Here is a 16371-nt window from a genome sequence, read left to right as displayed (position 1 = left end):
CGAGCGCTTTGTCGTCCACCGGGCCCTACACGCCCGGCGAACCCGCCTCGCCCAGCTCCGCCAGCCGCGCCTCGATCTCGGCCAGCTCGGCACGCAACCGCTGCGCCTGCGACTCCGCCTCGGTCCGCTCCGCGGACAGGATCTGCTCCACCGCCTCCTGCACCCCCGGCACGTCGATCAGCTGCACCATCTTCAGCGCCTCCGCCGGACGAATCACATACGGCTTCGCCAGCGCCTTCACGCCCTGCGTCGCCCCCACCGTCCACTCACCCTCGCCATAGGCCAGCGTGACCGTCAGCGACGGTGCCGGTTTCGCCTTCACCGGACGAGCCACCTTCCGGGGGGCCGGAGCCGGAGCCACGTCCTGCACTTCGTTGTCCACCGCGTCCTCACTCTTACGCTGCGCCGGCGCCGCCTTCGGCCGCTCGATCGGCTTGTCGATCAGAAACTCCGGCCCGGACAGCACCGGCACCGGTGCGGGCTCGGGCGCCGGCGCCTTCTTCGGCAACGGCCCCTTCGGCGCGATCCGCAGGTCACTGGGGGAGAAGGGCAGCTCATCACGCCCGAACTTCACCACCACCCACTCATCGGACACCGCCGGGTCCTCCAACCCGATCACCTGCCCGATCTGCCCCGCGATCTGCCCCGCCGACTCGGTGAACTGCACCTTGGGCTTGCGCCCCGCCGCCAGAGCATCCCGGAACCCGTCCAACTCCTCCGTGGATAACCCACGGGCCTCCACGTTCGCCGCCACCATCGAACCCACTTTCGTACGCCTGTATGAGAGGACTCTTTCTACCAGCCCCCACCGACAACAACCCCCACGCCTCGCCGACCAGCCACATCGACACCAACGAAGATCATCACCGTAGGGGATCGGCGACGATCCACACCCCGGCGGCCTCCCCGCGCCCCATCACCCAGCTGCCGGGAATGCGTCACGAAGCGTGACCACCCCCTGCGGGCGGTGTTAATTTCGCGGCACCGAGAAGCAACCAGGGGAGGGACACGTGTACACCAAACTGGCCCAGGGCATCCTCAAAACCCTGCCGCAGACCGAAGCGGAGCTGCGCCAGGAAGCACCACCACCCGCCGACAAAGAGCTACGCGACCGCCTCACAAAGGTCAAGACACTCGACGACCTGCTCGACGCGCTACGGTCACTGGAACTCGTGATCGCGGCCCGCACCACACTCACACTGTCGCAATACGCCTGGACAGTGCCGCTGATGAAACAAGACGACCACAGCGCCGAGGTCCGCCGGCAGGCGACAGTGCTTTACACCGCCTACCGGACCGTGGCCGCGAAGATCGCATCCGTGCTGGCCGCCGGACTGCCCGCAGCGCCCGCCGACCCGGCAGAACTGCTCACCGCCAAGGCCAACTTCGGTACGGTCACCGGCCGGATCACCGTCGACCCCGGCCAGGACCTGCCCGGCACGGCCGACTACCTGCGCGTGGTCCACCAGATGCTGCTGCTCTGCCTCGCCGTCACCACCCGCGGCCCGCACGGCCGCCGACTGCTCGCCGAACTGGCCGCCAGCCCGCAAGCGGCGATCACCATCGACCAGCGGTACAAACGCAGCCCGTCGAGCCTGCTGGCCTACGGCCCGGACAACCCCGCCGGTCCCCAGTGCGCGACACCGGCCGCCCCGCTCACCGGGGCCGTACCCCTGGAGGTCCGGGGCGTCGGCTCGCACAGCTACCTCGGCGCCCCGGTCTGGCTCGACGGCAAAACCGGCAGCAAGGAGGCCGGGGCGCTGCTGTTCACCAAGTACCTGCCGATCGAGCAGGCACACCAGCGGATTTTGCTCGGCAGCCTGTCCTTCAGCGAGAACAAATACGCGTTCTACTCACCACTGCGGATCGAGCTCCTGCACGAGTTGCTGCACGTGCTGCACAACGCGCAGGGTGCCAACCGGGTCGCCGTCGTGCTGACCGGCGGGCTGACCCCCGAGGTGTGGTCCAACGCCGAGGAGTACGCCACGATCGCCGGCGGCGACCTCACCGAGAACATGCTCGGCGCGGAGATCGGCCTGCCGGACCGCTACGGGCACGGCGGCCTGTCCCTGGACTTCCTCAGCTCGAAGTCCGAAGCCGCCATCGACAGCCTGGCCGACCTCAGCCGGATCCCCTGAGCGGGGGAGAAGGACGTCAACTCCCGGTTGACGACGTCGAGGAAACTGTCGCTCCGGCGGTGTCCGGCAAGATCGCGATATGGCCCGGGAAAGCGGGACCGCGCCAGCAGAAGCGGACCCGGTTGCCCGGCAGCGATCACAGACGCGGACGCGATCACGGACGACGACCGCGGGCGCCGTCGGCAGGCCCGTCGGCACCGCGGCCCGCGGAAACTGTCGACAACGCACGAACTGCCTTGATGACGCGCACGCCGCCGGAGGCGTTATCAAGGTTCTCCCCACCCTGAAATCCCTGGTCGATAATCTAAATTATGTCAACTAGAAGCCGGATAGGGGTCCAGCAGAAGCGCGGTAAACCCCCTGCGTGCACGACAGCACCCCGCAAGACCCATTCCCGGTGCCAGGCGGCAGCCTTCCCTCCAGATCCTCCTTCGGTACGCCCACAGCCCGCACATGCGCACAGTCCCGCGTCGCGAAACGCACCGACGTGCGAGCAGTGCGCCAGCCGCCGAAATCCGCAGCCCGCCGACGCGTTTCAGCCCCCAAAAGCGCCGCACGGCTGGCCCCCACGACCCCTGGAAGGCCCCGCCCTCCCCGCTCGCGAGCGTCGGCGGGGTTGGTGGTGGGATTTGGGTGGAGACTGTTCAGTGCATAGATTGGGATGCTAGGGTCCAGACAGGCACGAATGCGGATATATCATGCATAATATCTCTTATGCAGCACGAACCACCCGTTGAGCCGTCCACCGAGCTGACCGAGCTCGTCACCGAGTTCCTCGCCGCCCGCGCCACACGCAAGCCGTCCGCGCACACGCTCTCGGCGTACAAAAGAGATCTCTCCCTGGTGGTGCAGCTGGCCGTGCCCGCGCCCGCTTCCCCGGCCGACCTCTCCCCTCGCGTGCTGCGTGCCGCGTTCGCCCGGTTCGCCGCCGACCGCGCCCCCGCGTCGGTGGCGCGGGCCTGGTCGTCGTGGAACGCGTTCTTCACGTTCCTGGTGACCGAGGGTGTGGTGGCCGGCAATCCGATGTCGGCGGTGGACAAGCCGCGGATGGTGGCGCACTCCCCCAAGCCGTTGCGGGGTGAGGACACGCCTGAGGAGTTGTTGCGGGTGGTGAGCCGGGCCGACGAGCGGCAGCGGGATCCGTGGCCGGAGCGCGATGTGATGGTGCTGGCGTTCGCGTTGTGTGCCGGGTTGCGGTTGTCGGAGTTGCTGGGCCTGCGGGTCGGTTCGGTGTCGGGGCGCGACGGCGAGCGGCGGGTGGAGGTGGCCGGCAAGGGTGGGCGGCCGCGCACGGTGCCGATCGACGGCGGCCTGGATGCGGCGGTGGAGCGGTATGTGGCGAGTCGCCGGGTGCGGTTCGGCCGGGTGGAGAAGACCGCTCCCCTGCTGGTGGACCGGTTGGGGGCGCCGTTGCAGCGGGGTGGCTTGCAATATCTGGTGCGCGCGTGTTTCCAGCGGGCCGGGATCGGTGATCGGGTGCCGCGGGGTGCGCAGTTGCATGCTTTGCGGCATACGTTCGCGACGCGGCTGGCGGAGGACGGCGCGAACGCGTCGGAGATCATGCGGTTGCTGGGGCATGCGTCGCTGGCCACGTCGCAGAACTACATCGAGGTGACGGCGGAGCAGCAGCGCGCGGCGATCCAGTCCAACCGGACGAATCGGGTGTTGCGCGAGTTGGGCTAAGTTGCAGGTCAAACCCTATTTTGTACGAGCTGTGACTCCCCCGCCGCAGCCTACGAGCCGCGTCCCGTGGTGGTCTCGCGCGAGGCCGCGGTGCGCGCGGCCCCGCCGCGCCTCGCGACGTCGGCTGGTTCTCAGGGGCCCGCTCGTAGTTTCCAGACCAAAAACAACGGTAAGAACTGAGGGTTGATCAAGGTCTGTCCCGAGCCCTAGCGTCCCGTCCCGTTTGGTGACGGTCGATGCTCAGGCGGTGGGTTCGTGGCAACTCAGGATGTGTTCTCAGCGGAGGAACTGGCGCGGCTTCGGGGCTTCCCGGAGATCAACCGGGCCGAGCTGATCCGGTACTTCACGTTGACCGGCGCGGACGAGGCGTTCGTGCGCCAGTTCCGCACCGGCCGCAACGTGCTGGGCGTGGCGGTCCAGCTGTGCACGCTGCCGTGGCTCGGGTTCGTACCCGATGAGGTGGCGTTGGCGCCGGACGCCGTGGTGGGCCGGTTGTCGCAGCGGCTCGGGATCGCGATGGGCGAGCTGCGCGGGTACGGCGAGCGCGAGCAGACCCGTACGGATCATCTGCGGGAGGTGGCCGGCTACGCCGGCTGGCGGTCTATGGACACCGCCGAGTGGAAGGACCTCGACGAGTTCCTGTTCGCCCGGGCGATGGAGCACGACTCGCCGAAGCTGCTGTTCCGGCTGGCCTGCGAGTACCTGCTGTCGTCCCGGGTGCTTCGGCCCGGGGTGATCCTGCTGCTGCGGCGGGTGGCCGCGGCCAGGGCTTACGCAAGGTCGGAGACCTGGGCGCGGGTGAAGCACCTGCTCTCCGACCGGCGGTGCGCCGAGCTGGACCTGCTGCTGGTCCCGGACGCCTATCTCGGCCGGACCCCGCTGGCCTGGCTGGGTGTGGGGCCGACCTCGTCGAGCCCGGCCGCGGTGAAGACGGAGTTGGAGAAACTGGCCTACCTGCGGCGCCTCGACGCGCACACCATGGACCTGTCGATGCTGCCGGCGGAGCGGCGTCGATTCCTGGCCGGCGTGGGCCGCCGGCTGACCGGGCAGGCGTTGCAGCGGCGCGAGCCAGAACGCCGGTACCCGATCCTGCTCACGCTGCTGTCGCAGTCGGCCGTCGACGTGCTCGACGAGACGCTGCTGCTGTTCGACCAGGCGATCACCGGCCGGGAGGCGGCGGCGAAGCAGAAGGTCGCCGAGGCCTTGGCCGAGCGGGCCAAGGGCGGCGAGAACCGGCAGGCGTTGCTGGACGAGATCTTGACCATCGTGCTCGACACCGGGATCGGTGACGAGCAGATCGGCGGCATGCTGCGCACCAGCATCGGCCTGGACCGGATGCGCGCGGCGTGGGCCGAGCGCCGCGAGCGGCTGCCCCGCGACCACGGTCAGCTCAGCATGCTGGACGCGTCGATGTCGTACCTGCGCCAGTTCGCCCCGGCCGTGCTGGCCGCAGTCGGGTTCGACGGCGGGCCCGGCACCGAGCAGTTGATGCAGGCCGTCGGGATCCTGACGGGTCTGTACGCCACCGGTGCCCGGAAGGTGCCGGCCGACGCGCCGGTCGGGTTCGTGCCGACGAAGTGGGCCGGCTACCTGGTCGCCGCGGAGCAGGCCGGCGACGTCACCGCGTACCGCCGGTACTGGGAGCTGGCCGTGCTGGTCGGACTGCGCGACGGGCTGCGCTCCGGTGACATCTTCGTGCCCGGCTCGCGCCGGTACGCCGATCCGGCGTCGTTCCTGCTTACCCCCGAGGCGTGGGCGCCGCAGAAGGTGGAGTTCTGCCACCTGGTCGGCAAACCGGTCGAGGCCGCCGACGCGCTCGCCCAGGCCGGCGACGAGTTGCACACCGCTCTGGCCGACCTGGAGACCCAGCTGGCGAAGGGCAACCCGGGCGAGGTCCGGCTGACCGATGACGGCGAGTTGATCATCCCGCCGCTGACCGCCGAGGATGTACCCGCCGAAGCCGATGCGCTGCGTGCTGAGCTGGCCGGGATGCTGCCGCGGGTGCCGATCGCGTCCGTGCTGGTGGAGGTCGACGCCCGGACCGGGTTCACCGACCACCTGGTGCACGCCGGCGGGAAAGTCGCCCGGCCGGCCGAGCTCAAACGCAACCTGATGTACGTGATCATCGCGGAGGCAACGAACATGGGCTTGTCCGCGATGGCCGAGTCCTGCGGCGTGCCCTACGACGTGCTCGCCTGGACCGCCGAGTGGTACTTCCGGCCGGAGACCCTGGAAGCGGCCAACGCCGCGGTGGTCAACTACCACCACCGGCTTCCACTGACCCGCGCGTTCGGCTCGGGCACCCTCTCGTCCTCGGACGGGCAGCGGTTCCCGGTCAAAGGCAAGAGCATCACCGCCCGGCACCTGTCCCGGTACTTCGCCCGCGGACAGGGCGTCTCCACCTACACCCACGTCTCCGACCAGCACTCCACCTTCGACACCAAGGTCATCGTCGCGACCGCACCCGAGTCGCACTATGTCCTCGACGGCCTGCTGGGCAACGAGACCGACCTGCCCGTGTTCGAGCACGCCACCGACACCCACGGTGCGACCCTGGCCAACTTCGCCCTGTTCGACCTGGTCGGCAAGCAGCTCTCGCCGCGCATCCGGGACCTCGGGAAGATCACCCTGTACCGCGCCGGGCCCCGCGCCGACTTCCTCGACCGGTACCCGCGCGCCGGGGCGCTGCTGACCCGGCGGCTGAACCTGGACCTGATCACGGACATGTGGGACGACCTGCTGCGCGTCGCCGCCAGTGTGCAGGGCGGGCACGCCACCGCGGCGCTGGTGGTCGGGAAGTTGTGCTCCTCGAAGCGGCAGCAGAACGCGCTGACCAGCGCGATCAAGGAGTACGGGGCGTTGCGCCGTACGGTCTACGCGGCCCGGTACCTGGCGGACGAGACGTACCGACGGCGGATCTCCCGGCAGCTGAACAAGGGCGAGAACCTGCACGCCCTGCGCCGCAGCCTCGCGTACGCCAGCGAAGGAGCGCTCCGGCGCCGGCACCACGAGCAGCAGACCGAGCAGATGTGGTGCCTCACCCTGGCCACCAACGCGATCGTCTGCTGGTCAACGGAATACCACGGCCTCGGCGTGGCCGCCCTGCGCCGAGACGGCCGCGACGTCGACGACGAGGTCCTGGCGCACATCTGGCCGACCCACCACGAGAACGTGCACTTCTACGGCACCCACTCCGTCGACATCGACGGCGAACTCGCCCAACTCGACACCGACGGCTACCGGCCGCTGCGCCTGGCCCAGGTTGCCGCGGCAATCGGGTGACCAGGCTCCGGTGACGGCGGTGCCCGCCGACAGGTAGGTCGGCGGGCACCGGTGTATGCGGCTCAGGCGCAGCAGCTGCCGGTGGCCGACTGGCTGGGCTGATCAGGCCGGTAACGGTAAGCAGGGTGCTGGGCTGTTCAGTCAGCGCGGCAATCTGCAGGCCGCGTCACCGCAGCCACGGACGCACCTTGATCCCGTAGGGCCTGCACTCCACCTCTTCCTCGATCAGCCTCGTCGTCCTGCCGAGAGGCGTACGCGGCTCAACGGCGTGTACTCAGACTGCGGGTTGCTCGCTGGGGAAGAAGACCTTCTCGACCTGGTCGTGGTGGGTGTGCAGGTCCCAGTACAGCGGCGCGATCTCTTCGGGGGCGGTGGCGCCCGGCTGGCGGCCGATCCACGCGCCGATCGCGATGTGGCCGACCTGCACTCCTCGGGGAGCGGCGGCGGCGTGCAGACCGTGGGCCCAGTTGCGCAGCCACGCCGCGGCCGGCGCGACGTTGCCGAACATGTCATGGCCCATCTCCGGGTGCACGGACGAGGCGCCGGTGGTGAACAGGATCGTGCCCGAGCCTCGGGCGAGCATCTCCGGGAGCACCTGGTTGACCGCCGCCACGGCGCCGTGCACGTAGAAGTCGAGCTGGATCTGCACGTTGTCGTGGGTCAGCTCGGTGGAGGAAGCCATCGGCAGCGCCGGGTTGGACGGTGAGTACTCGAAGACGTCGATCGGCCCGAATCGCTGTTTGACCGCTGTGAGGCCGGCGACGATCGAGGGCCGGTCGGTCACGTCGGCTGCGAAGGCCGCCGCGTCGATGCCCTTGCTGGTCAGTTCGGCGACGACCGGCTCGAGCTTGGCCGGGGTCCGCGACAGCAGTGCGACCTGGTGGCCTTGGCTGCCGAAGGTCTGGGCGATGGCGAGCCCCATTCCGGGACCGGCGCCCATGATGGCGATGGTGGGCATGTCTTCTCCTTCGATGACACGAGTGTGGTGAACAAGGTGGTGACCAGCGGGTTCGGTTGGGGCCGAGTGCCACTGGAAGTTGGTGAGCTATATGCGGGGTGCCGCATGCAGCTGCGTGGCGGCGTGCAGGGCCGGATCAGTTACTGATCCGCAGCTCCTGCCGCGCGTATCGCAGGTCATCGGCCTGCGCGAGCATGAACTGCGCGAGGTCGGCCCGGGAGATGCGCGAGCCGACCCGGTCCCCGGTTCCGGTCCCGGTGCGCACCTTGACTCTTCCCGTGCCGGGCCCGTCATGGGGCGCGGTGACGACCACGAGGGTCCAGTCCCGGTCCGAGCCGCGAATGGCCTCGCCCACCTCGACGGTCTCGTTGACCATGGAACGGGTGGCGGGCAGCCGCCCCAGCAGGACAAAAATCGCGCTGCGCACTGCGCGCAGCAGAGGGTTGCGGGGGATCAGGATGCTCGGCCCCCAGCTGTAGACGAGCCTGCCGACGCCGTGGGTGCGCATCGCAGCCAGGATGGTGCCCGTTCCCGAAGTGAGGGGCAGGTCACGAGGGCCGCCGAAGATCTCGGGGCTCAGCGCGGCGAGGACGGCGTCAGCGCCCCTGACGGCGTCCGCGACGGCCGCCTCGTCGGTGAGTTCGCCTTGTACGGCCTGTAGCCGTTCGTGGCGCAGGGTCAGCTTCGCCGGATTACGCATCAACGCCACCACGTCGTGCCCAGCGGCGAGTGCTTGCTCGGCCAGGTGCGTGCCCGTGCGGCCGCTGGCCCCGACGATGGTCAGTTTCATTGAGTCTCCCGAGCCAGGTCAGAGCCGAATCGCTGAACAAAATGAGGCTTACCTCATGTTGTTCAGCGAGCGTAGCACTTAAGTTGAGGTCATCCTCAAGTTGGTAGGATGTGAGGCATGTCCCCTGAACGCGCACCAGCCGCGACCGCGGCCTCCGCTCCCGTCCGGCCGCTGCGCCGCGACGCCCAGCGCAACCGCGACGCTCTGCTGGCCGCCGCCCGGGCCGTGTTCGCCGAGCAGGGGATGCAGGCTTCGCTGGAGCAGGTCGCCAAGCGTGCCGGGGTGGCCATCGGCACGCTCTACAACCACTTCCCCGCCCGACTCGACCTCGTGCAGGAGGTATTCGCCGGCAAGCTCGCGACCTGGGTCGCCGCCGCCGAGCAGGCCCTGAGCATGGACGACGCGTGGGAAGGGCTGTGCCTATTCCTGGAAACCATGTGCGAACTCCAGGCCCGCGACCGGGGCTTCAACGACTTCGCCTCGATCCGGCTACCAGAGAACGCCTGCCTGGCCGGCCAGCAGACCCGCATCCACGACCTCGGCGTACGCATCGTCGAACGAGCGCGAGAACAAGGCCGCCTGCGACCCGACCTGGTACCCGAGGACCTCGCCTTCGTCATCTGGTCCCACAGCCGGATCATCGAGGCCACCGACGGAATCGCCCCGCACGCCTGGCGCCGCCACCTGTACCTGATGCTCGACGGCTTCCGCGCCGAACGCGCCCACCCGCTCCCCGAACCGCCCCTGACCCCCACACAGCTCTACCGCGCCATGCTCCGGCTCGGCGGCGCCGACAACGGCACCGACTGACCGCCCAGTCCGCCGATTCGGCCACCGCCATCGGCAGGGCTCCCGGTCTCACAAACGGTCCATTCTGAGAAAGCACTCGCAGCCCGGCCCCGACTCGCGATTTCGGGCCGGTTCTGTTCTCACAACACGTTCTCACGCAAGCGTGTCGCGGTGGGGTTCTGAGAAATGTTTGTGCGAGCATTTCGGCATGGTCGAGCCCGAGAACCGCGAATCTGACTCGCGTGACGCCGCCGAGGTCGAGCGGCGCCCCTGCCCACGCTGTCTGGCGCAGCCCGGCTCGCCGTGTCGGTCGCGCTCCGGCGTGGTCGCAACCTCGTACCACACCGGTCGGTTCACCAAGGTCGGCCGGCTCAGCAAGGCCTTGCGGGTGCTGACCCCGGCCGACCGCGGCCCGGGCCAGCCGTGGCGGCCCGGCACCCCACCGCTGACGCTGGTGCCCGCCGACCTCCCAAGCGCCGACATCCGGATCGGATACGCCCGGTGCAGCACCCTGACCCAGGAGCTGCAGTCGCAGCTGGACGCGCTCGCCGCGCACGGCATCGGCCGCGACAAGATCTTCTCCGAGAAGATCTCCACCCGGCTGCGGGTCCGGCCGCAGTTCGAGGCGGCGCTCGCGCTGGCCCGCGAGATCAAGGCCCACGCACCGCACTGCCGGGTCATCCTCACCGTCAACGAGATGAAACGCCTCGGCCGCGACGCCGCCGAACTCACCGCCCTCGCCGACCACCTCGTCGCGCACGGCCTGGTCCTGGAGATGCTCGCCGGCCCGCTACCCGGCATCTACGACCCGACCGGGCCGGGCCGGATCCTGTTCGCGTTCTTCGCCGCCCTCGCCGAGACCGAACGCGACAACATCCGCGAAGGCACCCTCGAAGGCCTCGACGCCGCCGCCCGCCAAGGCAAGCACGGCGGCCGGCCCCCGGTCATCACCGACGACATGCTGCACACCGTGCTGCGCCGGCGCGCGGCCGGCGAGACCGTCGAGCAGATCCAACCCGACCTGGTCATCCCCACCGGTAAACGCAAAGGCCGCAACCCCAGTGTGGCCAGCATCTACCGCGCGCTCGCAGCGTACGAGAAAGCCCGGGCGTACCCGGACGCCGTCGAGCAGGCTCGCGCCGAGCACGCGCAACGCGCGGACGGCCTTCCGGCGATCGTCCGCCCACGGCCCGCACGCGTGCTCGACCCGACCGACCCCGAGCTGGCCGCCCGGATCCAGGGCCGCCCCCTCAACCGGCTCGAGTAGCCGCGTGAGTCTCCGGTCCCGCATCCCACATGCCGGAACGACGAGAAACCGGGGAGTGGCCATCCAGCGGCCCACCTCTTAGGCGATCAATCCAGGTCCTGACCTAGATCAACTGCTTAGCGTTGTTTTTGGTCTGGAAACTACGGGCGGGCCTCAGGGGTGCCTTCACGCCGTGGAGGCACCCCTGAGAACCAGCTGGGGACCGGGAGCTGCGCCACGGTCCGGTGCGGCACCCCCTAGGGTTGATCAGCATGAAGCTGCGTGAGGACGAGGTCCGGGTGCCGTCGCCGGCGGGCGATATTCGTACGGTGGTGATCGCCCCGGCCGGTGCTGGGGTGGTGCCGGGGGTGGTGCTGTACACCGACATCTTCCAATTGACCGAGTCGACGTTGCGGACGGCGCGGCGGCTGGCGTCGGACGGGTTCGTGGTGGCGGTGCCGGAGATCTATCCGCATGGTGAGCTGGCCGGGGTGGCGCTGGAGTTCGACGATGCGGGTAAGGCGCGGGGCCTGGAGGGTGCCGGGTCGACGTCGACGGCGCAGTTCGACGCGGATCGGGTGGCGGTGCTGGACTATCTGGAGCAGCGTGCGGACGTGTCGCAGCTGCTGGTGACCGGGTTCTGCATCGGCGGGCATCTGGCGTTCCGGGCGGCGTTCGATGCTCGGGTGGCGGCGACGGTGTGTTTCTATCCGACCGGGTTGCAGACCGGTGGGCTGGGGGGCGACGTCGCGGATTCGTTGTCGCGGGCCGGTGACATTCAGGGCCGGTTGATGGTGGTGTTCGGGTCGCGGGATCCGCATGTGCCGGCGGATGCGCGGTTGCTGGTGGTGGGTGCGCTGTATGCGGCGGGTCTGGATGACGTGGAGGTGCACGTCTATCAGGGCGGTGAGCACGCGTTCATGCGGGATGTGGGTGTCCGGCATGATCCGGTGCTGACCGATCTGGCCCTCGCTGAGGCGGTGTCGTTCTTCCGCGGTCGCTGAGCTCCGCGCGAGGCAGGTGTCCACTTCCGGTCAACCGGTTGCCCGCAGGCCACAAGCCGCGCCCGGCCCCGTGAGGCCGCCCGGCTGGCTGGCTGGTCGTCAGGGGTGCCTCACCGCCCCGGACACACCCCTGACGACCAGCTGGCTTTCGGCGGCTGGCTCTCCGGGGTGTGTCACGGGCTCCGAGGCACCGCTGGGAGCCAGCCCCGGGGGTGGGCGCTGGTTCTCGGCGGTGCCTCGAAGCGTGAAGCCCGCGCCGCGTGTTTGAAGGTTCGTACGAAAAATCCCGGGTTTTGACCTGAAAAGCCTCAACGGGACGTTAACTGCCGGGTTTTGCCGATCGAGAGGTGCGGAGCAGGAAGCCGGGCATGGTGAGGCGCTCGCCGCCGACGGTGGCGAGCACCTCGACGTCTTTGATGCTGTTGTTGGTCCAGGTGGGTGCGGCGAACCATGCGGTGAGCAGCTCCCGGGTGACGCCCCAGTCGCCGCCGGCCGCGGCGGAGATGGCCAGCACGTAGAGGAAGCCGCCGGGTTCGACCAGGGTGGGCAGCTGGGTGAGGTAGGCGTCGAGGCCACCGTGGCGTTGCAGGTTGTGCAGCAGGCCGCAGTCGAAGACGGTGTCGTAGTGGGCCTTGGGCAGCGTCAGCGCGGTGGCGTCCTGGACCTCGAACGTGGCGGTCAGGCCGTCGGCTTTGGCGCGGGCCTTCTCGATCGCGACGGGTGAGATGTCGACGCCGGTGACGTGGTAGCCGCGGCGGGCGAGGATGACGGCGAGGTCGCCGGTGCCACAGCCGAGGTCGAGCACCCGGGGTCCGCGCACGCCGTGTTCGAGCAGCGCGGCGATGGCGGGCTGCAGCCGGCCGATCTCCCAGGGCGCGGTGCCGGTGCGGTACAGCTCGTCATAGTCGATCATCGGTCTCCCCCGGTCTGGTCTTCCGGGCATTGTTCCCGACGGTGCGCGGATGTCCAATCGGGTACCTTCGCCGTCATGGCGCGGATCGTGATCGTCGGGGATGTCGGGGGCTGTGCGGAGCAGCTCGAGCGGGTGGTGCTGCCCCTGGCCGACGATCCGGACACGGTCGTGGTGCAGGTCGGTGACCTGGTCGATCGGGGTCCGGACTCCTCGGCGGTGCTGCGGCTGGTCGAGGAGCGGTTGCCGACCGGCCGGTGGATCCAGCTGCTCGGCAACCACGAGGCGCAGTATCTGGGTGGCGCCCGGTTCTGGCGGCAGGAGCTGGCCGTCGACGACGCGGCGCGGTTGACCACCTGGTGGTTGCGGGAGTGGTTGCGGGTCGCCGCGGCGGTGCGCACCGCCGACGGTGAGGAGTTGCTGCTGTGTCACGCCGGGCTGACCGTGGACACCTGGCGGGAGCTGGGCGCGCCGGTGACCGCGTCGACCGCGGCGGGGCTGCTGAACACCCGGCCGGAGCCGCTGCTGTGGGGTTATGACGGGCCGTTGTGGGCCGAGGCCGGGTCGCGGCTGTACCCGTCCTGGCTCGACGACATCGAGGCGTTGCCGTTCTCCCAGGTGCACGGTCATTCCACGGTGGTGGACTTCACCACCGAGGGGTACGTCTGCGAGGAGCGGATCCGGGCCCGGACGACTGTCGACTGGGCGGCCCGGCACACGATGACCCGGGTCAGCGGTGGCCGGTTCGTCGGTGTCGACCCGAAGCACGGCACCAGCGGCGCGCCGCGGTGGGCGCCGCTGGTGCTGCACGACGCGCACCTGATCGCCTGAGGCCCGGCCGGGCGCTCCCCCTCGATGGCCACGTCGTGCGCGCGGGCCGGAAACCGGTTTCCCCGCGTCGTAGGGTGATCTCATGCGAATCGCGGTGATCTCCGATGTGCACGGCAATCTGCCCGCTCTGGAGGCGGTGCTGGACGCGATCGCCGGTGACGGCGCCGACCTGACCGTCAATCTCGGCGACCTGTTGTCCGGTTATGTTCAGCCGGTGGAGACCGCTGACCGGCTGATCGAGCTCGGTCTGCCGACGGTGGCCGGCAACCACGAGCGGCAGGTGCTGACGCTGCCCGAGGACGAGCTGGGCCTGGCCGACCGGATCACCCGTTCGCTGATCGGCGCGGAGCACCGCGCGTGGATGGCGAGCCTGCCGAAGACCCTGACGCCGGCCCCGGGTGTTCTCGCGTTTCACGGCACGCCCACCGACGACCTGCAGTATCTGCTGCACACCGTCGACGCGGCCGGCACCCGTGACGCGACCCTGGACGAGGTCCTGGACCGGCTCGGTGACGCGCAGGCGCGGCTGTTGCTGTGCGGGCACACCCACCTGGCCGGGCAGCTGCGGCTGGCCGACGGCCGGTTGATCGTGAACCCGGGCAGTGTCGGCTGGCCCGCGTACACCAGCGACGAGCCGTTGCCGCACGCGATCGCGGCGGGCACCCCGCACGCCCGGTATGCGCTGGTCGACGACGTGTCCGGGCGGTGGGAGGCGGAATTCCGGCAGGTCGTCTACCCGTGGGACGAGGCCGCCGCGCTGGCCGAGGGCTTCGGGCGGCTCGGGGTGGCGCACGCGCTGCGGACGGGGACCAACTGATGTCGCGGGTGGCGCACGCGCCGCGAGCCGGGGCGAGCTGATGCTGCGGGTCCGGTCGCATGCCGCCGGTGAGCTGCGGGTCGAGGACGCGCCGGAGCCGGCGCCGGGCGAGGGTGAGCTGCTGATCCGCGCGCACGCGATCGGGGTGACGCTGCCCGCGGTGCGCCGCGTCGACGCCGGTGTCGGGCCGTTGCCGGCGCTGCCGGGAGGGGAGATCGCCGGTAAGGTGATCGGTGTCGGTCCGGGCGTGTCCGGCTGGGCCGTCGGTGAGCGGGTCACGGCGCTGCCGTTCGGTGGTTCCTACGCGCAGGTGGTGACCGCTCCGGCCATGATGGCCGACCGGATCCCGGCGGGCGGGGACTTCACCCAGGGTGTCGCGCTGGTGCGGTCCGGGCACGTCGCGCTCGGTGTCCTGGAGGCCGCGAACGTACAGAAAAATGAATCGGTCCTGATCACCGCGGCCGCGAGCGGCGTCGGACATCTGCTGGTCCAGGCCGCGCGCCACCGCGGCGCCGGCCGCGTGGTCGCGGTCGCCAGCCCCGGCAAAGCCCCTTTCCTGTACGACCTGGGCGCCGACGAGGTGTACTCCTACGCGGACGCCTCCTGGGGCGCGCCGGTCGACGTGGTGCTCGACGGCGCCGGCGGTGACGTGCTGCCCGCCGCGCTGGCCGCGGCCCGCCCCGGCGGCCGGCTGATCTATTTCAGCAGTGGCGGCGGCACGGTCCCCGCCCACGACCTCCTGGCCGGCGCGAAGACGATCACCGGTTTCGCGATGGCGCACTTCGCCCGGTCCCGCCCGCAGCGCTACGCCGAGCACGGCCACGAGTTGTGGCAGCTCGCCCTCGCCGGCGCGCTCACCCCGCGCGTGCACGTGGCGGTGCCGCTGGCGCAGGCGGCCCGCGCCCATAGGATCGTGGCGGCGCGCGAGAACTGCGGAAAGGTGGTGCTGCTGCCGTGACGGTGCACTGGGTGACCGGTTTCCTGGACACGCCGGCCGCGGACGCGCCGGTGTCCGAGCGGTTCTGGCCGGCGGTGACCGGCACGAGCCTGTCGGCGCGGCGCGGTGACGGCGCGTTCGCGACCCTGGTCCCGCCGTCCGGGGACGCCTGCCTGCGGGTGCAGGTGGTCGGTGACGCCCCGGCCCGCGGGCATCTCGACCTGCACGTCGGCGACCTGGCCGCGGAGACCGACCGGCTGGTGGCGCTGGGTGCGACGGTGACCGGCCGCGCGGACGACGTGGTGGTGCTGCGCTCCCCTGCCGGGATCGTGTTCTGCCTGGTCGCCTGGCACGGCGAGCGCACCGGCCCGGCCGCGCCGGTGTGGCCCGGCCGGCACCGCAGCCTGGCGGATCAGCTGTGCCTGGACATTCCCGGTGCCGGCTATGCCGCGGAGGTCGGGTTCTGGCGCGCGGTGACCGGCTGGGACCACGACCCGATGCCGGACTGCCCGGAGTTCGAACGGTTGTTCCCGCCGGCGCCGATCCCGGTGCGGTTGCTGCTGCAGCGTCTCGACGGTGCTGGTCCGGCTGGGGTGCATGTGGATCTCGCTTGCTCGGATGTGGCGGCGGAGGTGGCCCGGCACGTGGCGCTGGGCGCGACGGTGGTGCGGGAGGTCCCCGGGGACTGGACGACGCTGCGGGATCCGGCGGGCCGGGAGTACTGCGTGACCGCCCGGGCGCCGGGCCTCGCCCCGTAGCGCCTCATCAGGAGAGCTGCTTCGCGCGCCGGCTGCTCATCTCGTTGACGGCCGGTCACTGACTGACCTTTCCTCGCGCGGTGGTCACCGGGCGCGTAGGACCAGGTGGTGCCCGCTGCTCCGCGAGGCGGGTGGTGGTGGCCTGGTGACAGCCGAGCGTGGTGGCGACGATCGGGGCGGGCAGGGCAGGTCGAGGGCGTGCCGGAGACCAGCCGCCGCAGCTGTCGC

General features: G+C 70.4%; 14 protein-coding genes. 10 read left to right on the top strand and 4 right to left on the bottom strand.

The window, feature by feature from the left end; translation table 11 throughout:
• Nucleotides 1-25: 25 nt before the first annotated feature.
• Nucleotides 26-757 carry a hypothetical protein gene (locus Apa02nite_RS16720; RefSeq protein WP_203825770.1) on the bottom strand — a complete coding sequence of 244 codons (732 nt, stop codon included), beginning with the start codon at nucleotides 755-757 and terminating at the stop codon, nucleotides 26-28.
• A 253-nt stretch (nucleotides 758-1010) separates the two neighbouring features.
• Between Apa02nite_RS16720 and Apa02nite_RS16715 the strand changes: the two genes are divergently transcribed.
• The 3 genes from Apa02nite_RS16715 to Apa02nite_RS16705 all read left to right on the top strand — a co-directional run bounded on the left by Apa02nite_RS16715 (nucleotide 1011) and on the right by Apa02nite_RS16705 (nucleotide 7103).
• A complete protein-coding gene (locus tag Apa02nite_RS16715) occupies nucleotides 1011-2138 on the top strand; it encodes a hypothetical protein (RefSeq protein WP_203825769.1) in 1128 nt (375 codons plus the stop codon).
• Between the two features lie 714 nt (nucleotides 2139-2852).
• Nucleotides 2853-3821: a tyrosine-type recombinase/integrase gene (locus Apa02nite_RS16710; RefSeq protein ID WP_203825768.1), complete on the top strand. Its 969-nt coding sequence runs from the start codon at nucleotides 2853-2855 to the stop codon at nucleotides 3819-3821.
• 255 nt (nucleotides 3822-4076) lie between these two features.
• A complete protein-coding gene (locus tag Apa02nite_RS16705; RefSeq protein ID WP_203825767.1) occupies nucleotides 4077-7103 on the top strand; it encodes a Tn3 family transposase in 3027 nt (1008 codons plus the stop codon).
• A gap of 274 nt (nucleotides 7104-7377) precedes the next feature.
• Here Apa02nite_RS16705 and Apa02nite_RS16700 read toward each other — a convergent pair whose 3' ends face one another.
• Entirely contained in the window at nucleotides 7378-8061 is a 684-nt protein-coding gene (locus Apa02nite_RS16700) for an SDR family NAD(P)-dependent oxidoreductase (protein WP_203825766.1), read from the bottom strand.
• Nucleotides 8062-8197: 136 nt separating this feature from the next.
• Nucleotides 8198-8851, bottom strand: coding sequence for an NAD(P)-dependent oxidoreductase (locus Apa02nite_RS16695; protein WP_203825765.1), 654 nt, complete (start codon nucleotides 8849-8851; stop codon nucleotides 8198-8200).
• A gap of 117 nt (nucleotides 8852-8968) precedes the next feature.
• On the opposite strand from Apa02nite_RS16695, the gene Apa02nite_RS16690 reads away from it, so the two are divergent.
• The 3 genes from Apa02nite_RS16690 (at nucleotide 8969) to Apa02nite_RS16680 (ending at nucleotide 11890) form a co-directional block, all read left to right on the top strand.
• Nucleotides 8969-9661, top strand: a complete 693-nt coding sequence (locus tag Apa02nite_RS16690) for a TetR/AcrR family transcriptional regulator (protein ID WP_239164357.1) — start codon at nucleotides 8969-8971, stop codon at nucleotides 9659-9661.
• Between the two features lie 187 nt (nucleotides 9662-9848).
• Entirely contained in the window at nucleotides 9849-10907 is a 1059-nt protein-coding gene (locus Apa02nite_RS16685; protein WP_203825764.1) for a recombinase family protein, read from the top strand.
• A gap of 251 nt (nucleotides 10908-11158) precedes the next feature.
• Nucleotides 11159-11890, top strand: coding sequence for a dienelactone hydrolase family protein (locus tag Apa02nite_RS16680; RefSeq protein ID WP_203825763.1), 732 nt, complete (start codon nucleotides 11159-11161; stop codon nucleotides 11888-11890).
• A 319-nt stretch (nucleotides 11891-12209) separates the two neighbouring features.
• Here Apa02nite_RS16680 and Apa02nite_RS16675 read toward each other — a convergent pair whose 3' ends face one another.
• A complete protein-coding gene (locus Apa02nite_RS16675) occupies nucleotides 12210-12803 on the bottom strand; it encodes a class I SAM-dependent methyltransferase (RefSeq protein WP_203825762.1) in 594 nt (197 codons plus the stop codon).
• Nucleotides 12804-12878: 75 nt separating this feature from the next.
• Between Apa02nite_RS16675 and Apa02nite_RS16670 the strand changes: the two genes are divergently transcribed.
• From Apa02nite_RS16670 to Apa02nite_RS16655, 4 genes are all read left to right on the top strand, one after another.
• Nucleotides 12879-13631, top strand: a complete 753-nt coding sequence (locus Apa02nite_RS16670) for a metallophosphoesterase (RefSeq protein ID WP_203825761.1) — start codon at nucleotides 12879-12881, stop codon at nucleotides 13629-13631.
• An 82-nt stretch (nucleotides 13632-13713) separates the two neighbouring features.
• Nucleotides 13714-14448 carry a metallophosphoesterase family protein gene (locus tag Apa02nite_RS16665; protein ID WP_203825760.1) on the top strand — a complete coding sequence of 245 codons (735 nt, stop codon included), beginning with the start codon at nucleotides 13714-13716 and terminating at the stop codon, nucleotides 14446-14448.
• Between the two features lie 40 nt (nucleotides 14449-14488).
• Entirely contained in the window at nucleotides 14489-15406 is a 918-nt protein-coding gene (locus Apa02nite_RS16660) for a quinone oxidoreductase family protein (protein WP_203825759.1), read from the top strand.
• Entirely contained in the window at nucleotides 15403-16143 is a 741-nt protein-coding gene (locus Apa02nite_RS16655) for a VOC family protein (protein ID WP_203825758.1), read from the top strand. The genes Apa02nite_RS16660 and Apa02nite_RS16655 overlap by 4 nt, the downstream gene beginning before the upstream one ends.
• Nucleotides 16144-16371 lie beyond the last annotated feature (228 nt).

Source organism: Actinoplanes palleronii (assembly GCF_016862315.1).
In the GTDB taxonomy this organism is placed as follows: Bacteria; Actinomycetota; Actinomycetes; order Mycobacteriales; family Micromonosporaceae; genus Actinoplanes; species Actinoplanes palleronii.
Note: the sequence above shows the minus strand (reverse complement) of the source record. Positions and strands in the feature narration are given on the sequence as shown.